Origin of the sequence: Roseibium sp. Sym1, from assembly GCF_027359675.1 — a bacterium.
Lineage (GTDB): Bacteria > Pseudomonadota > Alphaproteobacteria > Rhizobiales > Stappiaceae > Roseibium.
In genome coordinates this window covers 2,996,213-3,015,700 of the sequence record NZ_CP114786.1, presented here as the reverse complement: position 1 = coordinate 3,015,700, position 19,488 = coordinate 2,996,213, and the positions used below count along the sequence as shown (strand labels likewise).

The 19,488-nt window shown below is 63.3% G+C and carries 20 protein-coding genes; 15 read left to right on the top strand and 5 right to left on the bottom strand.

Features of this window, described 5'->3' with window-relative positions; translation table 11 throughout:
- The first annotated feature begins 23 nt into the window (after positions 1–23).
- Genes kduI through uxuA form a run of 4 tightly spaced genes read left to right on the top strand, consistent with a single transcriptional unit; the run spans position 24 to position 4,183 of the window.
- Positions 24–848, top strand: a complete 825-nt coding sequence (kduI, locus tag O6760_RS13710; protein WP_269585920.1) for a 5-dehydro-4-deoxy-D-glucuronate isomerase — start codon at positions 24–26, stop codon at positions 846–848.
- Positions 845–1,573, top strand: a complete 729-nt coding sequence (gene kduD, locus O6760_RS13705; RefSeq protein WP_269585919.1) for a 2-dehydro-3-deoxy-D-gluconate 5-dehydrogenase KduD — start codon at positions 845–847, stop codon at positions 1,571–1,573. The genes kduI and kduD overlap by 4 nt, the downstream gene beginning before the upstream one ends.
- Positions 1,545–3,008: a mannitol dehydrogenase family protein gene (locus O6760_RS13700; protein WP_442969889.1), complete on the top strand. Its 1,464-nt coding sequence runs from the start codon at positions 1,545–1,547 to the stop codon at positions 3,006–3,008. The genes kduD and O6760_RS13700 overlap by 29 nt, the downstream gene beginning before the upstream one ends.
- Positions 3,005–4,183: a mannonate dehydratase gene (uxuA, locus tag O6760_RS13695; RefSeq protein ID WP_269585917.1), complete on the top strand. Its 1,179-nt coding sequence runs from the start codon at positions 3,005–3,007 to the stop codon at positions 4,181–4,183. Before O6760_RS13700 ends, uxuA begins: the two co-directional genes overlap by 4 nt.
- Positions 4,184–4,221: 38 nt before the next feature.
- Here the strand turns inward: uxuA and O6760_RS13690 are convergent, their stop codons facing one another.
- Positions 4,222–5,088, bottom strand: a complete 867-nt coding sequence (locus O6760_RS13690) for a helix-turn-helix domain-containing protein (protein ID WP_269585916.1) — start codon at positions 5,086–5,088, stop codon at positions 4,222–4,224.
- Between the two features lie 319 nt (positions 5,089–5,407).
- On the opposite strand from O6760_RS13690, the gene O6760_RS13685 reads away from it, so the two are divergent.
- From O6760_RS13685 to O6760_RS13655, 7 genes are all read left to right on the top strand, one after another.
- On the top strand, positions 5,408–6,292 hold the full coding sequence (locus O6760_RS13685) for a carbohydrate ABC transporter permease (RefSeq protein ID WP_269585915.1): 885 nt from the start codon (positions 5,408–5,410) through the stop codon (positions 6,290–6,292).
- 66 nt (positions 6,293–6,358) lie between these two features.
- Positions 6,359–7,213 (top strand): carbohydrate ABC transporter permease, encoded by an 855-nt coding sequence (locus tag O6760_RS13680; protein ID WP_442969924.1) that lies wholly within the window; start codon positions 6,359–6,361, stop codon positions 7,211–7,213.
- The gene (locus O6760_RS13675; RefSeq protein ID WP_269585914.1) at positions 7,213–8,331 is read left to right on the top strand and encodes an ABC transporter ATP-binding protein; all 1,119 of its coding nucleotides are present in this window, start codon (positions 7,213–7,215) and stop codon (positions 8,329–8,331) included. The genes O6760_RS13680 and O6760_RS13675 overlap by 1 nt, the downstream gene beginning before the upstream one ends.
- A gap of 30 nt (positions 8,332–8,361) precedes the next feature.
- The gene (locus tag O6760_RS13670; RefSeq protein ID WP_269585913.1) at positions 8,362–9,639 is read left to right on the top strand and encodes an ABC transporter substrate-binding protein; all 1,278 of its coding nucleotides are present in this window, start codon (positions 8,362–8,364) and stop codon (positions 9,637–9,639) included.
- Positions 9,640–9,706: 67 nt separating this feature from the next.
- Positions 9,707–11,212 (top strand): polygalacturonase PglA, encoded by a 1,506-nt coding sequence (gene pglA / locus O6760_RS13665; RefSeq protein WP_269585912.1) that lies wholly within the window; start codon positions 9,707–9,709, stop codon positions 11,210–11,212.
- Entirely contained in the window at positions 11,202–12,296 is a 1,095-nt protein-coding gene (locus tag O6760_RS13660) for a glycoside hydrolase family 88/105 protein (RefSeq protein WP_269585911.1), read from the top strand. The genes pglA and O6760_RS13660 overlap by 11 nt, the downstream gene beginning before the upstream one ends.
- Positions 12,297–12,495: 199 nt before the next feature.
- A complete protein-coding gene (locus tag O6760_RS13655; RefSeq protein WP_269585910.1) occupies positions 12,496–13,122 on the top strand; it encodes a LysE family translocator in 627 nt (208 codons plus the stop codon).
- A 25-nt stretch (positions 13,123–13,147) separates the two neighbouring features.
- Here the strand turns inward: O6760_RS13655 and O6760_RS13650 are convergent, their stop codons facing one another.
- Positions 13,148–14,236, bottom strand: a complete 1,089-nt coding sequence (locus O6760_RS13650) for a YeeE/YedE family protein (RefSeq protein WP_269585909.1) — start codon at positions 14,234–14,236, stop codon at positions 13,148–13,150.
- A 115-nt stretch (positions 14,237–14,351) separates the two neighbouring features.
- Here O6760_RS13650 and O6760_RS13645 point away from each other — a divergent pair, with 115 nt between their 5' ends.
- The gene (locus tag O6760_RS13645) at positions 14,352–15,290 is read left to right on the top strand and encodes an MBL fold metallo-hydrolase (protein WP_269585908.1); all 939 of its coding nucleotides are present in this window, start codon (positions 14,352–14,354) and stop codon (positions 15,288–15,290) included.
- A gap of 9 nt (positions 15,291–15,299) precedes the next feature.
- Here the strand turns inward: O6760_RS13645 and O6760_RS13640 are convergent, their stop codons facing one another.
- The 3 genes from O6760_RS13640 to O6760_RS13630 all read right to left on the bottom strand — a co-directional run bounded on the left by O6760_RS13640 (position 15,300) and on the right by O6760_RS13630 (position 17,375).
- Positions 15,300–16,403, bottom strand: coding sequence for a YeeE/YedE family protein (locus O6760_RS13640; protein ID WP_269585907.1), 1,104 nt, complete (start codon positions 16,401–16,403; stop codon positions 15,300–15,302).
- Between the two features lie 153 nt (positions 16,404–16,556).
- Positions 16,557–16,907 carry an ArsR/SmtB family transcription factor gene (locus O6760_RS13635; protein WP_269585906.1) on the bottom strand — a complete coding sequence of 117 codons (351 nt, stop codon included), beginning with the start codon at positions 16,905–16,907 and terminating at the stop codon, positions 16,557–16,559.
- Positions 16,908–17,000: 93 nt separating this feature from the next.
- Positions 17,001–17,375 (bottom strand): transcriptional regulator, encoded by a 375-nt coding sequence (locus tag O6760_RS13630; protein WP_269585905.1) that lies wholly within the window; start codon positions 17,373–17,375, stop codon positions 17,001–17,003.
- Positions 17,376–17,468: 93 nt separating this feature from the next.
- Here O6760_RS13630 and O6760_RS13625 point away from each other — a divergent pair, with 93 nt between their 5' ends.
- The 3 genes from O6760_RS13625 to soxX all read left to right on the top strand — a co-directional run bounded on the left by O6760_RS13625 (position 17,469) and on the right by soxX (position 19,477).
- On the top strand, positions 17,469–18,203 hold the full coding sequence (locus O6760_RS13625; RefSeq protein WP_269585904.1) for a cytochrome c biogenesis CcdA family protein: 735 nt from the start codon (positions 17,469–17,471) through the stop codon (positions 18,201–18,203).
- 21 nt (positions 18,204–18,224) lie between these two features.
- Complete coding sequence (locus O6760_RS13620) at positions 18,225–18,818, top strand: SoxW family protein (protein WP_269585903.1); 594 nt, start codon at positions 18,225–18,227, stop codon at positions 18,816–18,818.
- Positions 18,819–18,997: 179 nt separating this feature from the next.
- Positions 18,998–19,477, top strand: a complete 480-nt coding sequence (soxX, locus tag O6760_RS13615; protein ID WP_269585902.1) for a sulfur oxidation c-type cytochrome SoxX — start codon at positions 18,998–19,000, stop codon at positions 19,475–19,477.
- The last annotated feature ends 11 nt before the right edge of the window (positions 19,478–19,488 follow it).

Genomic DNA, 19,488 nt, shown 5'->3' with positions numbered 1-19,488 from the left:
ACTCTTGAGCAAAAGGACTTGCCATGCTGACCGTTGAAACCCGCTATGCCATTGATCCGGAAACGGCCAAGGCGCTCGACACATCCGGCCTGCGCGAGCATTTTCATGCTTCGGGCCTGTTCCAGGACGGGAAGATCAACCTCGTCTACACCCATTACGACCGCCTGATCCTGGGCGGTGCCGTGCCGGCCGGCGGCAGCCTGGTGCTCGATCAGGTCAAGGAGGCCGGAACCCCGTCCCTGCTCGACCGGCGTGAACTCGGTGTCCTCAATATCGGCGACCCCGGCACCGTGTCGGTCGGCGGCGAGACCTATGAAGTCGGCTCGGGCGAAGTGCTCTATGTCGGCATGGGCTCCGGACCGGTCACCTTTTCCGGCGCCGGACGGTTCTATATCCTGTCCGCCCCGGCGCACCGGACCTGCCCGACCAAGCTGATCAAGCTGACGGACGCGCGCCGGGTCGAACTCGGATCCGCCGAGACCTCCAACGAGCGCGTCATCCTGCAGTTCCTGCATCCGGAAGTCGCCGAAAGCTGCCAGCTGCTGATGGGATACACCCAGTTCGCACCCGGCTCGGTCTGGAACACCATGCCGGCCCATGTCCACGACCGGCGCATGGAAGCCTATCTCTATTTCGAGCTCGGCCCGGACCAGCGTGTGTTCCATTTCATGGGCAAGCCTGAAGAGACCCGGCACCTTGTCATGGCCAACGAAGACGCGGTGATCTCCCCGCCCTGGTCGATCCACTGCGGCGCCGGCACGGGTGCCTACACGTTCTGCTGGGCGATGGCCGGTGACAATGTCGACTTCACCGACATGGACATGATCGCCATGGAGGACCTGCGGTGAGCGCCTTTTCGCTTGAAGGCAAGCGCGCCCTCGTCACCGGCGCGAATACCGGCATCGGCCAGGCCATCGCCGTGGCCATGAGCGAGGCCGGCGCCGAGGTTTTTTGCGCCGCCCGCCGGGATTGCGACGAGACGCTGGCAAGGATCGGCAACGGCCGCCACGTGCCACTGGACTTCTCCGACCCGATGGCCGCCGTGCCGCTGTTCGAAAACGAGCGGATCGACATCCTGGTCAACAATGCCGGTATCATCCGGCGGGCGGACTCCGTCGACTTCACGGAAGCCGACTGGGACGACGTGATGGACGTCAACCTGAAGGCGGTGTTCTTCACCTGCCAGGCCTTCGGCAAGGCGGCCCTGGCCGCGGGCCGTGGCGCATCCATCGTCAACATCGCGTCGCTGCTGTCCTTCCAGGGCGGCATCCGTGTGCCGTCCTATACCGCCTCCAAGCACGGTGTCGCCGGCATCACCAAGTTGCTGGCCAACGAGTGGGCGGCGAAGGGCATCAACGTCAACGCGATCGCCCCCGGCTACATCGCCACCAATAACACCGAGGCGCTGCGCAACGATCCGGACCGCAACCGGCAGATCCTTGAACGCATCCCGGCGGGACGCTGGGGCGAAGCCAGCGATATTGGCGAAGCCGCGGTTTTCCTGGCGTCTCCGGCGGCCAAGTACATCCACGGCGCGGTTCTCAATGTCGACGGAGGCTGGCTTGCGCGCTGACATTCCAAGACTTGCCCGGGTGAAAGGCAAGGCGCCGGCGGCCGGCATCGTCCATCTCGGGCTGGGCGCCTTCTTCCGGGCCTTCGGTGCCATCTATATCGAGGACGCCATGGCGGCGTCCGGCGGCGACTGGGGCATCATCGGGGTCAGCCTGCAAAGCCCGCGCATGCACGACCAGCTGGCCCCCCAGGACTTTGTCTACACCGCCCAGGAACTCGGCCCCGAGGGCGAAACGCTGCGCCAGGTGGAAAGCGTGGTCGATGTGCTTGTTGCGCGCGAGAACCCGGAAGCCGTCCTGACGTCGATGGCCGATCCCACCACAAGGATCGTCACCCTCACCGTCACCGAGAAGGGCTATTGCCACGATCCGGCAACCGGCCGGCTGAACCCGGACCACCCCGACATCCGTCACGATCTGACGCACGCCCTGCCCGTGTCCGCTCCGGGCTACCTGGTGCGCGCGCTTGCACGGCGCAAGGCCACCGGCCTGCCGCCTTTCACCGTCCTGACCTGCGACAATCTTCCCGACAACGGCCGCCTGGTCCGTGGCATCGTTCTCGATCTTGCCGAGCGCCTCGATCCCGAACTCGCGGCCTGGATCGCGTCCGAAGGCCGGTTTCCCGCCACCATGGTCGACCGGATCGTGCCTGCGACCAAGCCGGAGGATGTCGACGCGCTGGCGCAGAAGACCGGCCGCTACGATGCCGCCCCGGTCCTCCACGAACCGTTCCGCCAATGGGTCGTCGAAGACGATTTCGTACCCGCCTATGGCGAAGACGCGAGGCCGGACCTCGCCGCGGCCGGTGTCGAACTGGTCGGCAACGTGACGGCCTATGAGCACATGAAACTCAGGATGCTCAACGGCACCCATTCCTCGCTCGCCTATCTCGGTTATCTCGCCGGTCACGAGACCATCGCCGAAACGGTGGCCGACCCGGCTTTCGCCCGCTTCGTCAAGTCTCTCTGGCGAAAGGAGATCATCCCGTCGTTCCAGGCACCGCCGGGCGTCGACCTCGAGGCCTATGCGGATGCTCTCTTCGAACGCTACGCCAATCCGGGTATCCGTCATCGCACATGGCAGATCGCCATGGACGGCAGCCAGAAACTGCCGCAGCGCATTCTCGGAACGCTTCGGGACAATCTTGCGGCGGACCGGCCCAGCCCGGGTCTCTGCCTCGCCGTTGCCGCCTGGATGGTCTATGTCGGCGGAACCGGACTGGATGGTGCACCCATCGACGTCCGCGACCCGATGGCCGACCGGCTGAAGTCGCTTTCGGACAATGCGAAGGATCCGGCTGCAAAGGTGACCGCGCTTCTTGAAGTCAGGGACATATTCGACCCGTCCCTGGCCACGGCGATCCGGCCGTCCGTCAGCTCTGCCTACACGAACCTGGTGAACGGCGGCGTCCGGAAAACAGTCGAGGCGCTGGCATGATCGAGAGTTGGCGCTGGTACGGCGGCTTCGACCGCATTTCGCTTGCCGAGATCGCCCAGACGGGGGCGACGAGTATCGTCACCGCCCTGCATGAGATTCCCTACGGCCAGGTCTGGCCGCAACAGACGATTGCCGACACCCGCAAGCAGATTGCGGCCGCGGGCTTCGACTGGACGGTGGTTGAAAGCCTGCCCGTCCACGAGGCGATCAAGCGCGGCGACGGGGACCTTGGCGAGCTGTTTGCCAATTACCGGCAGTCCATGGCTCACCTGGCGGCCGAGGGCATCAGGGTCATCTGCTACAATTTCATGCCCCTGCTCGACTGGACCCGCACGGACCTCGCGTCACCGGTCGCGCGCGGCGGCACCTGCCTCCGGTTTTCCATTCCGAAGATGGCTGCCTTTGACGTCTACATGGTACGCCGTCCCGGTGCCGAGGACGACTATACCGGCGACGACCTGGCCGCGGCAAAACGCTGGTACGACGCTGCGAGCCCCGCCGACCTCGAGCAATTGACCGGCGCGATCATGGCCGGTCTTCCCGGCGCCTATGCACGCTACGACGCGGACGGGCTGCGCGAGGCCCTCGACTCCTTCGCGGGACTGGACCGGGCGGCGCTGCGGCAGAACCACAAGCGTTTCCTGGAAGAGGTCATTCCGACCGCGGAAGAACTCGGCCTGAAGCTGGCCGTGCATCCCGACGACCCGCCCCGCAACCTGCTCGGTCTGCCCCGCATCGTTTCCGATGCAGACGACATCGACTGGATCCTGTCGGCGGTCGACAGCCCCGCCAACGGACTGACCCTGTGCGCCGGGTCTCTCGGAGCCAATCCGAAGAACGACGTACCGGCCATCGCCGAACGTTTTGCCGGCAAAATACACTTCGCCCACTTGCGCAATGTCTCCAAGGACCCGGACGGGTCCTTCGAGGAAGCTGCGCACCTGACCGGGGACACCGACATGCCCGCGCTTGTGGCCGTTCTCCTGCGGGAGGAAAGACGCCGGCGCGACGAGGGCCGCGATGACGCCGAGATCGTCTTCCGACCCGACCACGGCCACGAGCTTCTGGACGACGCGGCCCGCGCGGCCCATCCGGGTTACCCCCTGATCGGCCGCCTGCGCGGTCTTGCCGAGCTGCGCGGTGTGATCGCGGGGCTGCGGCTGGGCATGATCTGAGGGCATTACGATGCGAGTGGCCAGGTCCCCGGAGCCGGTCACTCGACAAACTGGTACCGGGATCGCGCGGTTCGTTTCAGCCGGTAGCTCGAAGGACTTGCACCGATATACTGCTTGAACATGCGGCTGAAGAAATAGGGATCCGAATAGCCGAGCTCTGCGGCCGTCTCCTTGACACTCTGGCCGAGGCCAAGCCGGTGAACGGCGTATTCCATGCGCTTGAGTTCCAGGTATTTTTGCGGCGTCATGCCGATACGGTCCCGGAAAGCGCGACGAAAATAGTCGCGGTTGTAGGGAACGCTGTCGAGCGCCGTCTCCAGGCCGTCTTCGGCGAGCGGGTCGGCGGCAAGTCTGGACGCGATCAGCATGATCTGCAGCGACAGCTGGTCCTGGGTCGCCAGAAGTTCCCCCTCCTCGCGCCAGTTCACGAATGCCTGTTCGAGGAAAGCCAGCAAAAGGACCATGAACTGGTGATGCTGAACCAGTGTCGGGCTCGTCGTCGCGGCCATTGCCCGGTAATGGGCCACCAGCGGCTTGAGCACCTGCCAGTCCCGCAACCTGACGGAGCGCCTCAGCGTCATCTGGTCGATCAGGTCGGACCGGCCGAACAGGTTCAGACTGAAATGCTGGGCAACGCCCGTGTAATCCCCGCCGCCGCCATGAACACCGCGAAAACGTTCGCGTGCCCGGATCAGCATGGCCTCTCCTTCACCCAGCCGGAAATTGTCTTCGCCGATCCGGTACCGGGCGGTGCCGCCCAGGCAGAACACAAGATCATGAACCGGATTGATCTTGTCGATACGCCAGGTGCTCGCGTGCTGCATGCGGATCGGCGTTCTTGCCAGCCTCAGGGACAGTGCCTGGACGGGAATGCGGTTCAACGGGTTATATTCGTTTTTCTCCATGTTTTTGTTTATTTGCCTTCATTCGGGTTTGCGCGCATTGGCGCTAGGATCACGGCAACAAGGGTAAAAAGTTACCAGACTTGCCCTTACTTGGGAGGAAAAAGTGTCTGTCCTGCGTGCGTGCGAAACCGTCCGGCGCTGCAGTGATCGACATTTTTCGCAGAAGACATGAAATATTCCGAATATCACTTGTCCGAGAATGCCGTTCCGGGCGGACCGCAGCCAGGCGCGTGCGCCGTCTGGACTCCAATTGCGCATTGTCCGGATAGAGAGCTGGCCGCATGCTTGCCTCAGGTTCAAGGCAATCGGAGGACAACGGGTGGGCGGTGACAGCAAATATCTCGGCTACTTCTATGTGGCCCCTTACGTGGCGGGGCTGCTTCTGTTCACGGCGTTTCCCTTCGCGGCGTCCTTCTACCTGAGCTTCACCGACTATGATCTTCTGTCCTCGCCCAGATGGACCGGCCTGGACAATTACACGAAGCTCTTTACCCGGGACCGGACCTTCGACCGCTCGCTGCAGGTCACGCTGCTCTACGTGTTCCTGACCGTGCCGATCAAACTCGCCTTCGCGCTGCTGATCGCCGTGATCCTCAATTACCGGCTCAAGGCGATCAATTTCTTCCGCACGGCCTATTATGTCCCCTCGATCCTGGGCGGCTCGATCGCAATCGCCGTGCTGTGGCGTTACATTTTCGCCGAGGCCGGACTGGTGAACATGATCATCGGCGTCGTCGGGATCGAGCCGATCAACTGGTTCGGCGATCCGGACAACGCCCTGATCACCATCACGCTTCTGCGCTGCTGGCAGTTCGGCTCCGCGATGGTCATCTTCCTCGCGGCCCTGCAATCGGTCGACAAGTCGCTCTACGAGGCCGCCTCCATCGACGGCGCCAACCAGTGGCACCTGTTCCGCTACATCACCCTGCCGCTGATCACTCCCGTGATCTTCTTCAACCTGATCATGCAGACCGTCCAGGCCTTCCAGGAGTTCAACGGGCCCTACATCATCACCGAGGGCGGCCCCCTGAAATCGACCTACCTGCTGCCGCTCTATATCTACGACAAGGCCTTCAAGAGTTTCGACATGGGCTATGCCTCGGCGATTGCCTGGGTGTTGTTCGCCATCATCATGGTGCTGACGCTCGTCGCCTTCTGGTCGTCGAAAAAGTGGGTCTACTACGCCGGCGACAAGAGGAGCTGACCGATGACCGCCTCTTTCGACATCGATCCGCAACGCATGCTGGACACAAAGGAGCCGGCAACGGCCATGGAAATCAAGCTGCGCCGCCGCAGCCGCCTGTCCAGTGCCATCCGCTATGCCGTCCTCCTGATCTTCGGCCTGATCATGCTCTATCCGCTGATCTGGCTGATCGGCGCGTCCTTCAAGACCAATGCCGAGATCTTCTCCAGTCCGTCCTTCTGGCCCGACAATCCGACACTGTCAGGCTACATCCAGGGCTGGCAGACCTCGACGCCCTATACGTTCGGCCGGTTCTTCTGGAACACCTTCCTCATCATCACGCCGAAGGTCATCGGCACGGCAATCTCCTGCACCCTCGTCGCCTACGGCTTCGCGCGGTTCGAGTTTCCCGGCAAACGCATCCTGTTCGCAACCGTCATCGCGACCCTGCTGCTGCCCAACGTGGTCACCCGGATCCCGCAATATCTCCTGTTTCGCGACATCGGCTGGCTCGACAGTTTCCTGCCGCTCTGGGTGCCGTCGGCGGTCGCGGGCGACGCCTTCTTCGTCTTCATGCTGATCCAGTTTCTGCGCGCCATTCCGCGGGACATGGAAGAGGCCGCACGGGTCGACGGCGCCAACACCCTGCAGACACTGGTCTATATCGTCGTGCCGATGCTGATGCCCGCGATCATTTCCGTGTGCCTGTTCCAGTTCATGTGGACCATGAACGACTTTCTCGGACCGCTGATCTACATATCCTCGGTCGACAAGTACCCGGTCAGCCTCGCGCTGAAACTCTCCATCGACACGACGGAAGCCTTCGACTGGAACCAGATCCTGGCCATGTCTGTGCTTGCCTTGGCGCCCTCGCTGGCCGTGTTTTTCCTTGCTCAGAAATACTTCATCGAAGGCATCTCCACCGGAGGTGTGAAAGGCTGATGGCTGAACTGCAACTGAAATCCATCGAGAAGACCTATGGCAGCGGCTTCAAGGCCGTGCACGGGATCGACCTCACCGTCGAGGAGGGCGAGTTCATGGTCCTGGTCGGCCCGTCCGGCTGCGCCAAGTCCACGACCTTGCGGATGATCGCGGGCCTGGAGACCATCACCGGAGGCGAGATCCGGATCGGCGACCGCGTCGTCAACGACGTGGTGCCGGGCAAGCGCGGCATCGCCATGGTGTTCCAGAACTACGCGCTCTATCCGCACATGAAGGTCAGGAACAATCTCTCCTTCGGGCTCAGGCTGAAACGGCGTCCGAAACAGGAGATCGACGGGGCGACAAACGACGTTTCCAGGGTGCTGGAAATCGAGGAACTGCTGGAGCGGCTGCCCAAGCAGCTTTCGGGCGGCCAGGCACAGAGGGTTGCCGTCGGCCGCGCGCTGATCAAGCAGCCCGAAGTGTTCCTGTTCGACGAGCCGCTCTCCAATCTCGACGCAAAGCTGAGGGCTTCGATGCGGGTCCGCATCACCGACCTGCACAAGCGGCTGAAAGCCGAAGGCCGCCCGGCAACCGTGGTCTATGTCACCCACGACCAGGTGGAGGCCATGACCATGGGCGACCGGATCTGTGTCATGCGCGAGGGCCACATCATGCAGGTGGCGGACCCGACGACTCTCTTTGAACGTCCCGCCAATGCCTTTGTCGCCGGGTTCATCGGCATGCCGGAAATGAATCTCGTCGATGCCGTCCTCACCAGCCCCGAGGGCGTTCCGCATATCACCATCGGCGACCAGACCATCAGCGTACCGGACGGCCTCGGCGGCCGCCTCGGCCTCTCTGAGGCACCCGTCATATTCGGCATCAGGCCGCAGCATCTCGAGATCTGCCCGCCCGAGACGGAAAACACCTTCACGGGAACGGTGACCAACGTCGAGTTCCTCGGACACGAAATCAACCTGCACATCAGCATCAGCGGCGGGGCATTTGTCGCTGTTGTGCCCAGCGACCGTCTCGCATCGCTTCCCACGCGCGGCGAGACGGTCGCTCTCAGACCCATCGGAAACCGCATCCATCTTTTCGACCGGCACAGCGAGGAAAACATCTCGCTTGCCTGACTGTAGGACTGCTTGTCACGGGAGGAAGAAATGACAGGACTGAAACTCGGCCTTGGTGCGCTGCTAACGGCAACCGCGCTTGCAACAACGGGCTTCACGGCAGGTGCCGCTGAATTGCGCATGAGCTGGTGGGGAGGCGACAGCCGCCACGAGGCCACCCAGAATGCCCTCAAGGTGTGCGGCGAAAAACATGGCCACACCATCAAGCCCGAATTCACCGGCTGGTCCGGCCATCTGGAGAAGGTCACAACGCAGATTGCCGGCGGGACCGAAGCCGACATCATGCAGATCAACTGGCCGTGGCTGCCGCTTTTCTCCGCAAACGGAGAGGGGTTCGCCGACCTTGCCGACCATTCCGGCACCATCGACCTGGATAACTGGTCGGAGGCACAGCTCGCGTCAACATCGGTCAACGGACATCTCAACGGGCTGCCGCTGTCGACCACGGGCCGGGTGTTCTTCTTCAACAAGACCACCTTCGACAAGGCGGGTGTTGCCATACCCACGAACTGGGACGAGCTGTTCACCGCGGCCGGTCAGATCCGTGAAAAACTGGGCGACGACTACTACCCGCTCAATGCGATCAAGGAGACCGCCGCGCTCCTGGTCTCTCTCTACACCACGCAGCAGACCGGCAAGGACCTAATCGATCCCGCGACTGTCACGGTCGCCTGGACCCCGGAGGAACTGGCCGCCGGCATCGAGTTCTACGGCAAGATGATGCAGTCGGGCGTCACCATGACCCAGCAGGCGGCCAACGCGGCCGGCAATGCCCGCCTCTATGAAAAGCCCGAATGGGCGGACGGTCACATCGCCGGCTCCTACGAGTGGGACTCGACCTTCTTCAAGTTCTCCGACCCGCTGCAGGAAGGCCAGGAACTCGTCCCGGTGAAACTGCTTTCGGGTGACGGCGCTGTGACGGAAGGCATCTACCGCAAGCCCTCGATGATGTTCTCGATTTCCAAGCGCTCGGAAAACCCGGAAGCGGCTGCGCAGATCCTGAATTGCCTGCTCAACGAGCCGGAAGGCATTGCTGCGCTCGGAACGACGCGCGGCCTGCCGGCCTCCAGGGCCGCTGCCGGACAGCTGAAGGAAGCCGGCAATATCCGGCCTGAACTTGCGGAAGCCAACGCCATCATCATGGCGGCGTCGGGACCGACGGTGTCACCGCTCAACGAGCACCCGGAAGTGCGCACCGTGTTCCTCGATACGCTCGAACTCTACGCCTACGACCAGATCGATGCCACGGAAGCGGCCGAGGAGATCATCGCGGGCATCAACGAAGCGATCGAGAAATACAGGCCCTGAAGGCACGAAAGTCAAAGGGACGGCCGCCCTGGTCGGCCGTCCCCCACCCTTAAAAAGTGTTTCCCGAATGATCTTGTCGATTCTCGCAGTGTCGTCACGCACGGCAACCGTGCTTCTTGCGCCCGAGGGAGCCGCTTACCGGCTCGCCGAAGACCTGGCCTATTCTCTTGTTGCGACGAACGGGACGGTGATCCGGTCCGGGACCACCCGGACGGTCGCACTCCATTTCACCGGCCTGGCTCCGGACACGCCATACAATCTTCTCACCGCCCGGGGCGAAGTGAGTTTTCGCACATGTGCCTGCGACGGCCTGCAAAACCTCAAGGACCTCGGCATTGACGCAGACGCAGAGGACAACGCCGCGCTGATACAGCAGGCGATCGACAGTCTGCCGGAAAACGGCACGCTCGTGGTGCCGCCCGGGACCTACCGAAGCGGTCCGCTCTTCCTCAAATCCAGGATGACGCTCCATCTCGAGACAGGCGCCGAACTCGCCGCGATCAGCGACTGGCAGCACTGGCCCATTCTGCCTGCCCATGACGACGAGGGACGGCCGCTCGGCACCTGGGAAGGACTGCCCGCCGACAGTTTCGCAGCCTTGATCAACGCCATCGGTTGCTCCGGCCTCAGCCTGACCGGTGACGGCACGCTCGACGGTGGTGGCGACCGCGGGGACTGGTGGAGCTGGCCGAAGCAGACACGGCGCGGCGCGCGGCGGCCAAGAACGGTTTTTCTGGCGCATTGCGACAATGTCGAGCTCAGCGGCCTGACCGTCAGGAACTCGCCCTCCTGGACCATCCACCCTTTTCGCTGCACCAACCTGCGCGCCGCCGCCCTGCGCATTCAAAACCCGCCGGACAGTCCGAACACCGATGGCCTGAACCCGGAAAGCTGCGAGCATGTCACTCTGACCGGCCTGCATTTCACGGTGGGGGACGACTGTATTGCCGTGAAAGCGGGCAAGCGCGAGGGCACCCGAACCGGGCATCTGGCGCCGTGCCGGAACCTCACGATCAGCCATTGCATGATGGAACGCGGGCACGGCGCGGTCGTGCTCGGGTCCGAGATGAGCGGCGACATCACCGATGTGCTCATCCGCAACTGCGAGTTTTCCGGAACGGACCGCGGACTGCGGATCAAGACCCGCCGCGGACGGGGCGGCAAGGTCGCCCGGATATCCATGTCCGATGTCCGGATGGACAAGGTTGCCACCGCAGTCTCCGCCAATGCCTTCTATTTTTGCGACGAAGACGGAACCAGTGACGCGGTTCAGTCGAGAACCCCTTCCCCGGTCGACACCGGCACCCCCGCCATCGAGAGCATCCGTGTCGTCAACGTCACGGCCACCAACGTCCAGCTCGCTGCCGTCGCCCTGCTCGGCCTTCCGGAGGCACCGATCACGGGTTTCCGGATCGAGAACATGCGTGTGAGCTTCGATCCCGACGCATTGCCCGATGTGCCGCTCATGGCGTCACGGGTTCCGCCCTGCCGGCATGAAACGGTCCTGTGCGAGTTTGCCGAGATCTCGGGCGGAATATCCCTGCTGAACGAGGACCTCTGCGATGCTGATTGAGTTTTTCGACAGGTATGCGCGGGACTACGCGCCTTACAAGGGCGGCAACTGGTGTTACGAGGACGGACTCATCTATCGCGGCCTGGAGCTGTTGCATCTGGCAACGGGAGACGCGCGCTGGCTGGCCCATCTCAGGCGGCTCGTCGATCGCCAGATCCTGCCCGGTCCGCGTCTCGCCGGCTATGAACTGTCCGAATACAACATCGACAACATCAAGCCCGGCGGGTCGCTGCTCTACCTGCATGCGGTGACCGGCGATCCCAAATATCTTGCCGCGGCCGGGCTCCTGGCGGACCAGCTCGCGTCTCACCCGCGCACGAAATCCGGAGTCTACTGGCACAAGCTGCGCTACCCGTGGCAGATCTGGCTCGACGGGCTGTACATGGCACCTCCCTTCCAGATTGCCTTTGCCCTGGTAACGGGCCGGCAGGAGCTCCTCGGCGACGCCCTGAAACAGATCGAAACGGCCCTCGAACAGACCTACGACCCCGAAACCGGCCTCTATGTTCATGGCTTCGACGAGGCCCGCCGGCAGAACTGGGCGGACAGCGGGACCGGGCGGTCCAGGGCGCATTGGTCGCGGGCGCTCGGCTGGCTGGCCATGAGCCTGGTCGACGTTGCCGAGCTGGTCGGACCCGAGGCATTTACTCCGCTGCGGCGACGCGCGAGCGAGTTGCTGCGGCACATTGCGGATCTGCGCAGACCATCGGGCCTCTGGCTTCAGGTCATCGACGCGCCGGAGCTTAAGGGCAACTATATCGAGACATCGGCATCGGCCATGTTCACCTACGCCCTCCTGCGCGGCGAGACGCTGGGACTGAGCGGGCGCCTGGAAGATGATCTCGTGACGACGCTCACGGCACACGCGATACAGACCGCCGCCGACGGTCACATGCACATGGAAGGCATCTGCGAGGTCGCGGGACTGGGGGGGTTCGAGGGACGGTATCGGGACGGCACGCCGGGCTACTATCTGCGCGAGCCGGTGGTCTGCGACGATGCAAAAGGTGTGGGTCCAATGATGATGTGCGCCGCGGTCGCGATGATGAACCAGACGGAAGGGACCTTCGAAACGGCCGACTGAGTGATGCCGCCAGGGCCTGGTCCGGTCTGCCGTGGCTCAGCCACCTGCACAACCTTCGGACCGGGGGCGCGTCAGACTATACGGCGTCCCGGGCACAGGCAGGGCATTCCGCCGGGTCCGGCCGGTCAGATTCCCGCTTGCACGTTGCTTCGTGGCAGGGCAAGTGTTGAAAGGCTGACAGCTGAAAGGAGACCCTGGCATGGTTGATATCTCCACACTGGTTACCTTCATCGCGATTGTGCTGGGGTTCGTGTTCATACCCGGTCCGGCAACCTTTCTGACCGTCGCCCGGGCGACAGGATCCGGGACAAGGGTCGGCATTGCGACCGGTGCCGGAATCGCCTGCGGTGACATCGTTCACACGGTCATGGCGATCGTTGGATTGTCGGCTGTCATAGCCACTTCGGCGCTGCTGTTCAGCGTGATCAAATACGCCGGGGCGGCCTACCTGATCTATCTCGGGATCCGCGCGATCCTGGACAAGTCCTCCGGGGTACCGGGACAGGCCGCCTTGCCGATCACTGCCGGCAAGGCGTTTCGCCAGGCGATCCTGGCCGAAGTGCTCAATCCCAAGACCGCCCTGTTCTTCCTTGCTTTCCTGCCGCAATTCGTAAAACCGGAAAACGGTGCCGTTCCGCTCCAACTGGCGGAACTCGGGGCGGTCTTCGTGCTGCTCGGCCTGTTCAGCACCGTGGTCTTTGCGCTTGGCGCAGGCCATCTGGGCAGATTTCTCCGTCGCAATGCCGCAGTGTTGAAATGGCAGGGCAAGGTCATTGGCACGCTTTATTGCGCGCTCGGCCTTCGGCTGGCTCTTCAGGAGCGCTGACCCCGAAACGCCAGGCTGCCGTTCATCAGGACTGTTCCGCCCCGCCCGCCACCTGCACCATGTCCGCGTTCCGTGGATGCAGGAGCCGGTCCGTCACCCCGGCGGACAGCCAGATCGCCGTCAGGGTGATCCACGCGGTGACCGCAAAGATGGACGCACCGGTAATGCCGGCGCCGACCGCGCAGCCGCCGGCCAGCATGCCGCCGAAGCCCATCAGCGTCGCCCCGGTCAGGTAGCGTGCCATGGATTTGCCGCCCTCGAAGCCCTGCAGCGCCAGCTCCCGGGTCAGCAAGGCGGCAAGAAAGGACCCGAGGAAGACCCCCGGCACCAGTCCGATGTCGAAATCCAGCACATCCCCGGGCGGCGACAGCACCAGCATCAGCGTGTCCGCGGACGGCCCCGTGAAGGTGACGCCTTCGACCTGAACCGGATCGAAGGCCTGCCGGGCCATGGCGGACGTGAACCACCAGGCAACCGGTATGGCGAGGCCCGCCCCGGCCGCCGCCACGAGCTGCCAGATCTTCACCTTGGCCCGCCAGGCAAACACCATTCCCGCCAGAAGCCACAATACGGCAAAGGCGATGGTCATGCCCGAGGTCAGACCCAGATGGCCGGTCAGGTCGTTGCCGCCGATGTCACCGGTGGTCCAAAGCCCCGCCAGCCCTTCGCGCAAGGGGGCAAGCATGCCGCGCAGGCTGGCCTGGGCCACCACGGCAAAGACCAGGCCGGAGAGAAGCGCCCTGAGGTTCCCCGTCGCCGACAGCACCAGGAGCCGGCTCGCGCATCCCCGCGCCAGCACCATGCCTGTCCCGAACATCAAGCCGCCCAAGAGAGCGCCCGACAGGCTCTGCGGCGACGCCAGTTGCCGCGCCTCGCTGGCCTGCACCTCACCAAGGGAAACAAGGATCTGCGTGCCGAGCAAGGCCGCGGAAAACGCGAACAGCCAGACCGGCAGACGATCCTGCGGCGTGCCCCTTGAAAATTCCAGGCTGGCCGCGCGCAGGCAGAACCGGCTCTGCTGCGCGAAGGCGCCGAACAGCACACCGACCACAAGTCCACCGGCCGCGAGCAGCCAGGGTTCCGGGAACCGGTCGAGCAGATATGTCAGGTCCATGGCCTTTTCCTCCGGACACCATTCAATCAGCATCGCCGCACTTTTCGAGCGCAGGCATTGACCAATCTCAAGGAAACATAGATAAATTCAAAAGTTTGAATATGTGGAGGATGCCATGACCGGACCGCAAGGAAAAGACCTTACCAGACGCAAGTTTCTCGCCGGAGGCCTCGCCGCCACCGGAATGGGCCTGTTCGGACTGCCGCGCCGCGCCGCCGCCGAGACCACGCTCAGCCTCGGGGAACACGAAATCACGGTCTTTTCCGACGGCCACCTGACCTTGCCGATGAACTTTGTCCTGCCGGAACAGAGCGACGCGGAAATCGCGGCCCTGCTGGAACCGCACGGCCTGGCGACCGATGCCCTGAGGCCGGACTGTAACATCACCCTGCTCAGAACCGGTGACCGCCTCGTTCTGTTCGACGTCGGATCAGGCGCGAATTTCCAGCCGACCGCGGGCGAGCTGCCGGCACGGCTGGAAGAGGCCGGCATCGCCCCGTCGGACATCACCGATGTGGTGCTGACCCACGGCCATCCGGATCACCTGTGGGGCATTTTGGACGATTTCGACGACCCGCTCTATCCGGAAGCCAGCATCTGGGTGCCTCAGGCCGAATGGGATTACTGGCTGGCCGATGACACGCTTGCCAACATGCCGGAGGAGCGCAAGAGCTTCGTTGTCGGCGCCCAGGGGCGCTTCGAGGCGATCGCGGACCAGGTGTCCATGATCCGCCCCGGCCAGGAGGTGCTGCCCGGCGTGGAAGCGGTCGACACGTCCGGGCACACGCCGGGCCACATGTCCTATGTCCTGCATGGCGGCGGTGACAGCGTCATGGTGGTTGGCGACGCCATCACCAATGCGATCATTTCCTTTGAAAAACCGGACTGGCCGTCCGGCTCGGACCAGGACCGCGACAAGGGCATCGCGACCCGCAAGGCCCTGCTCGACCGCCTGGCAAACGACCATACACGCCTGATCGGATTTCATTTCCCGCATCCGGGCAACGGCAGGGTCGACAGGGCCGGCGGCGCCTATCGCTTTGTCGCAGGCTAGGTCCGTACCCTATTCGGCGGGCGAATGGCTGGCCCCGTCGCTGCGGCGGAAGGCGGCCAGCACCGACCCTTCCATCAGCCAGGCAAGGCCGACCCGCGCCCCCAGTGCCATGGACACCATGACGACGGGCGCGGAAATGGCCAGTGCCGAAAAGGCGGTGATGCCCTGCCCCACGGTACAGCCCATGGCAAAGACCCCGCCGACACCCATCAGCGTGCCGCCCAGAAGGTGACGGCCGAGTTCGCGGGCATCGTCGCAGGCTTCCCAGCGGATGTCCCGGTTCCACAGGGCGGCGACGACGGCCCCTGCCAGCGTGCCGACAATCAGCCCGACGCCGTAGTCGGGCCAGGTGCCGGTATAGGTGATCAGCTGCATGATGGTGTCGCCGACCGGCACGACGAAGGAGCCTGCCTCGATCTGCACGGGTTCGAAGGAGCGCGCGGCGACGAAGGTGGTCGCCCACCAGCCGAAGGTGATCACGCTGCCGATGATCACCGCGGAGCCGATCTTGGAAAACTGTTTCCTGTAGTCCGCCGACCTGAAGATCCAGGCGAGACCGGCAAGCGCGATCACTGCAGCCACCACGGGGGTGAGATCGATGCCCACCAGACCGGAGACAATGTCGCCCATCGACTGGCTGCCGCTGCCGGCAAAGGACACGGCAAGGTCGTCAACCAGCGGCACGCGCAGGATGCCGAGAATGCCCCGCTGCGCCGCCAGGGCGGACAGCCCGATGACGGTCAGCACCACGAGCGCCCGCAGACTGCCGCCGCCGAGACGCAGGACGGCCCCGAAGCCGCAGGTGCCGACCAGCGCCATGCCGATGCCGAACATGAAGCCGCCGACGATCGCGCCGGTCCAGGGAAAGTCGGATTGCAGATAGAACGAGGCATGGGTGTCCGCCATGCCGAATGCCGCAAGCAGTTGCGTCCCGATCAGCGCGGAAACCGAGGCCAGGACCCAGGTTCTCAGGCTGCTGCTGTCGCCCGCGTACCAGTGGCGTTCAAGCGCGGACAGCGTGCAGAAATGGGTCGCCCGGGCAACAAAGCCCAGGACACAACCGGCCAGCACTCCCAGGAGCGGTGTCAGGACAACCGGATCCAGTATTGTCATGTGCGTGTCACCTCGCCGCCCTTGACGGGCTTTTTGAAGCGTTTCCTCTCCCTCGCCTTCCGGCGATCTTTAAAAAAGCGTAGCAGGCGTGTTTTCACCCGGCAAACAAAGTCGATGCTGCGCCGCACCCGGACTGTCGACGGACTCCGCCGGTCAGGCGTCCCCGGCCCGAACGTCCTTGCAGAACAGTTCGTACAGGCTGGCGATGATCGAGCTGACTTCGTCGTCGAGGAGCCGGTAATAGATCATGCGCCCGTCGCGCCGCGATTGCACCAGGCCTTCCAGCCGCAGCCGTGCCAGCTGCTGGGACACGGCCGCCTGGGGCATCGTCAGGATCTCCTCCAGTTCGGAGACCGACTTCTCACCCTCGGACAGGAGGCACAAGATAACCAGGCGCACCTCGTGGGACAGCGCCTTCAGCAGGTCACTGGCCTTGCGCGCCTGCTCCATGAGCAGGTCCAGATCACCTGCATCCATGTCCTTGTGAAAGATCGGCAGGTTCATGAGTGCCGTCCGCCCCTATCCACTACGCCTGTGCACCGCACAATACTTCCGGTTTCCGATACATGCCCCAAGTTTCCGTTCCGATCAACAATCTCAATTGATCTTGCCCGGCAGCTTCTCGAGCATCGAGGCCAGCAAAGGCCAGAAAAAATGCTCGCCCGGATACCCCCGGAGCCGATCCACCTCGACACCGTCGGATATCAGTATGAAGGTCGGTGTCAGCCGCTCACGCGCGACACCGTCAAGGTCGTCGGGCCATGCCGCGGTAATGTCGACCCGGCGCAACGGCGCCTGCCGGCCTTCCTCCGTCTTGGCATAGGCGACACCGATTTCCTCGTTCCAGCGCTTGCACCAGACGCAGCCCGGCTGCTCCAGCATGACCAGTTCCGCGGACGCGGCCGGCAGGGTGGAAATCAGCCCTGCCAGCAGGACCGCCGCGACTGCGATTGAGCGGGGTATGAAACGCATTTTTGCCGTCTCCGAATTTCTTCGATTGCAATATATAGGAAAATTTGAATATTTTAAAGCTTCCTGTATTCGAGTTCCACCGGGAGGAGAGGAATGCTCGACGTGTCTCTGGGCGCCGCCTTTCTGGCCGGATTGCTCTCGTTCATATCCCCGTGCGTGCTGCCGATCGTACCGCCCTACCTGTGTTATCTCGCAGGCGTGAGCGTCGACGAACTCAAGGGCGAAGCCGCCACAGCCGGGACGGGCCGGCGAATCGTCTTTGCCGCGATCGCTTTCGTGCTCGGCTTCTCCGTCGTCTTCGTGGCCCTGGGTGCCACGGCCAGCGTGATCGGCCAGTCCATCGCGCGCTACTATGACATCCTGTCCTACATCGCCGGTGGAATCATCATCGTCATGGGACTGCACTTCCTGGGCGTGTTCCGCATCGGGTTGCTGTTCCGCGAGGCCCGGATTCATGTCGAAAGCAAACCTGCCGGCCTTGCGGGCGCCTTCCTGATGGGCCTTGCCTTCGCCTTCGGCTGGACTCCTTGCGTCGGTCCGGTCCTGGCATCCATCCTGTTCGTCGCAGGGTCTTCCGACACCATCTGGCACGGTGCGGGGCTTCTTGCCGTCTATGCTTTCGGCATCGGCCTGCCGTTCGTGCTGGCCGCGGCCTTTGCCGGCCAGTTCCTGAAATTCGCCGGCCGGTTCCGCAAGCACATGGGCACGGTCGAAAAGATCATGGGCGCCCTGCTGGTCCTGACCGGCCTGCTCTTCATCACCGGCCAGATGTCCGCCATCGCCCTCTGGCTGCTGGACACTTTCCCGGTCTTTTCCGAGATCGGCTGACACTCACAGGGAGGATTTGACATGCGCAGTCTTAAAGTTCTGGTCGCGGCTCTGGGCCTCACCATCGCCGCCCACGTACCGGCCTTGGCCGTCACCATGGGCGAGGACGGCCTGCACAAGCAGCCCTGGTTCTCCATCACCTTCAAGGACATCGCCGAGGACATCCAGGCAGCCTCCGACGACGGCAAGCGCCTCGTCATCATCTTCGAACAGCGCGGCTGCATCTATTGCCGGCAGATGCATGAAAAGCTTCTCTCCGACCCCGAAGTGACCGACTACATCAAGGAGAATTTCATGGTCGTCCAGTACAACATGTTCGGCGACGAGGAGGTCATCGACCTGGACGGCGAGGAATTGACCGAGAAGACCGCGGCCCGAAAATGGGGCTATGTGTTCACCCCTACAATCGTCTTCCTGCCCGAGGATGTTCCCGACGACGGAACCGTGTCGGAAGTCGCTGTCGCGACCATGCCGGGGGCCTTCGGCAAGTGGACTTTCCTGAATATGTTCCGCTGGGTCCGGGAAAAGGGCTATGAGGGCGACGAGCATTTTCAGAAGTATCATGCCCGCATTATCAATGAGTTACGCGAACAGGGCCGTCTTGGCGCGGAATGATCGGATGGCAATTCGGGCCTTGTTTTCACATGTCCGCAAAAAGGCCTATTGCATAACATATGCAAAAAATCATATCTTTTAATATGAGGAGGACAGGCAGGCTGGGGATTCGGACCTGCCGTAGAAGCGAAAACCGGCGAAGGACCGGACGCTTCGCACTGAGGAGGAAAGCCGACACAATGACCAAGCGCGCGACATTCAAAGCCTTGCCGGCAGCGCTGGCCGGCCTGGCTCTCATGACCGCATCGGCGGCAATCGCCGGAACGGTGGCACCGGACAGCGTGCCCATCGAGGACATGGAGCTCAAGCAATCACTCACCGGCGCTTCGGGCGACGCGGTTGCCGGGCGTGAGGCCTTTGCCGACCGCAAGAAGGGCAACTGCCTTGCCTGCCATGCCAACACCGACCTCAACGACCAGCTGTTCCACGGCGAAGTCGGGCCGGTCCTGGACGGCGTTGCCGACCGCTGGAGCGAAGCCCAGCTGCGCGCCATCGTGGTCAATTCGAAGGATGTCTTCGGCGAACAGACCATCATGCCCGGGTTCTACACCATGAAAGTCGGCATCAATGTTGCCGAGGACAACCAGGGCCAGACCATCCTCACCGCGCAGGAAGTGGAGGACGTTGTCGCCTACCTCCTGACGCTGAAAGAAAACTGATCTCGACACTC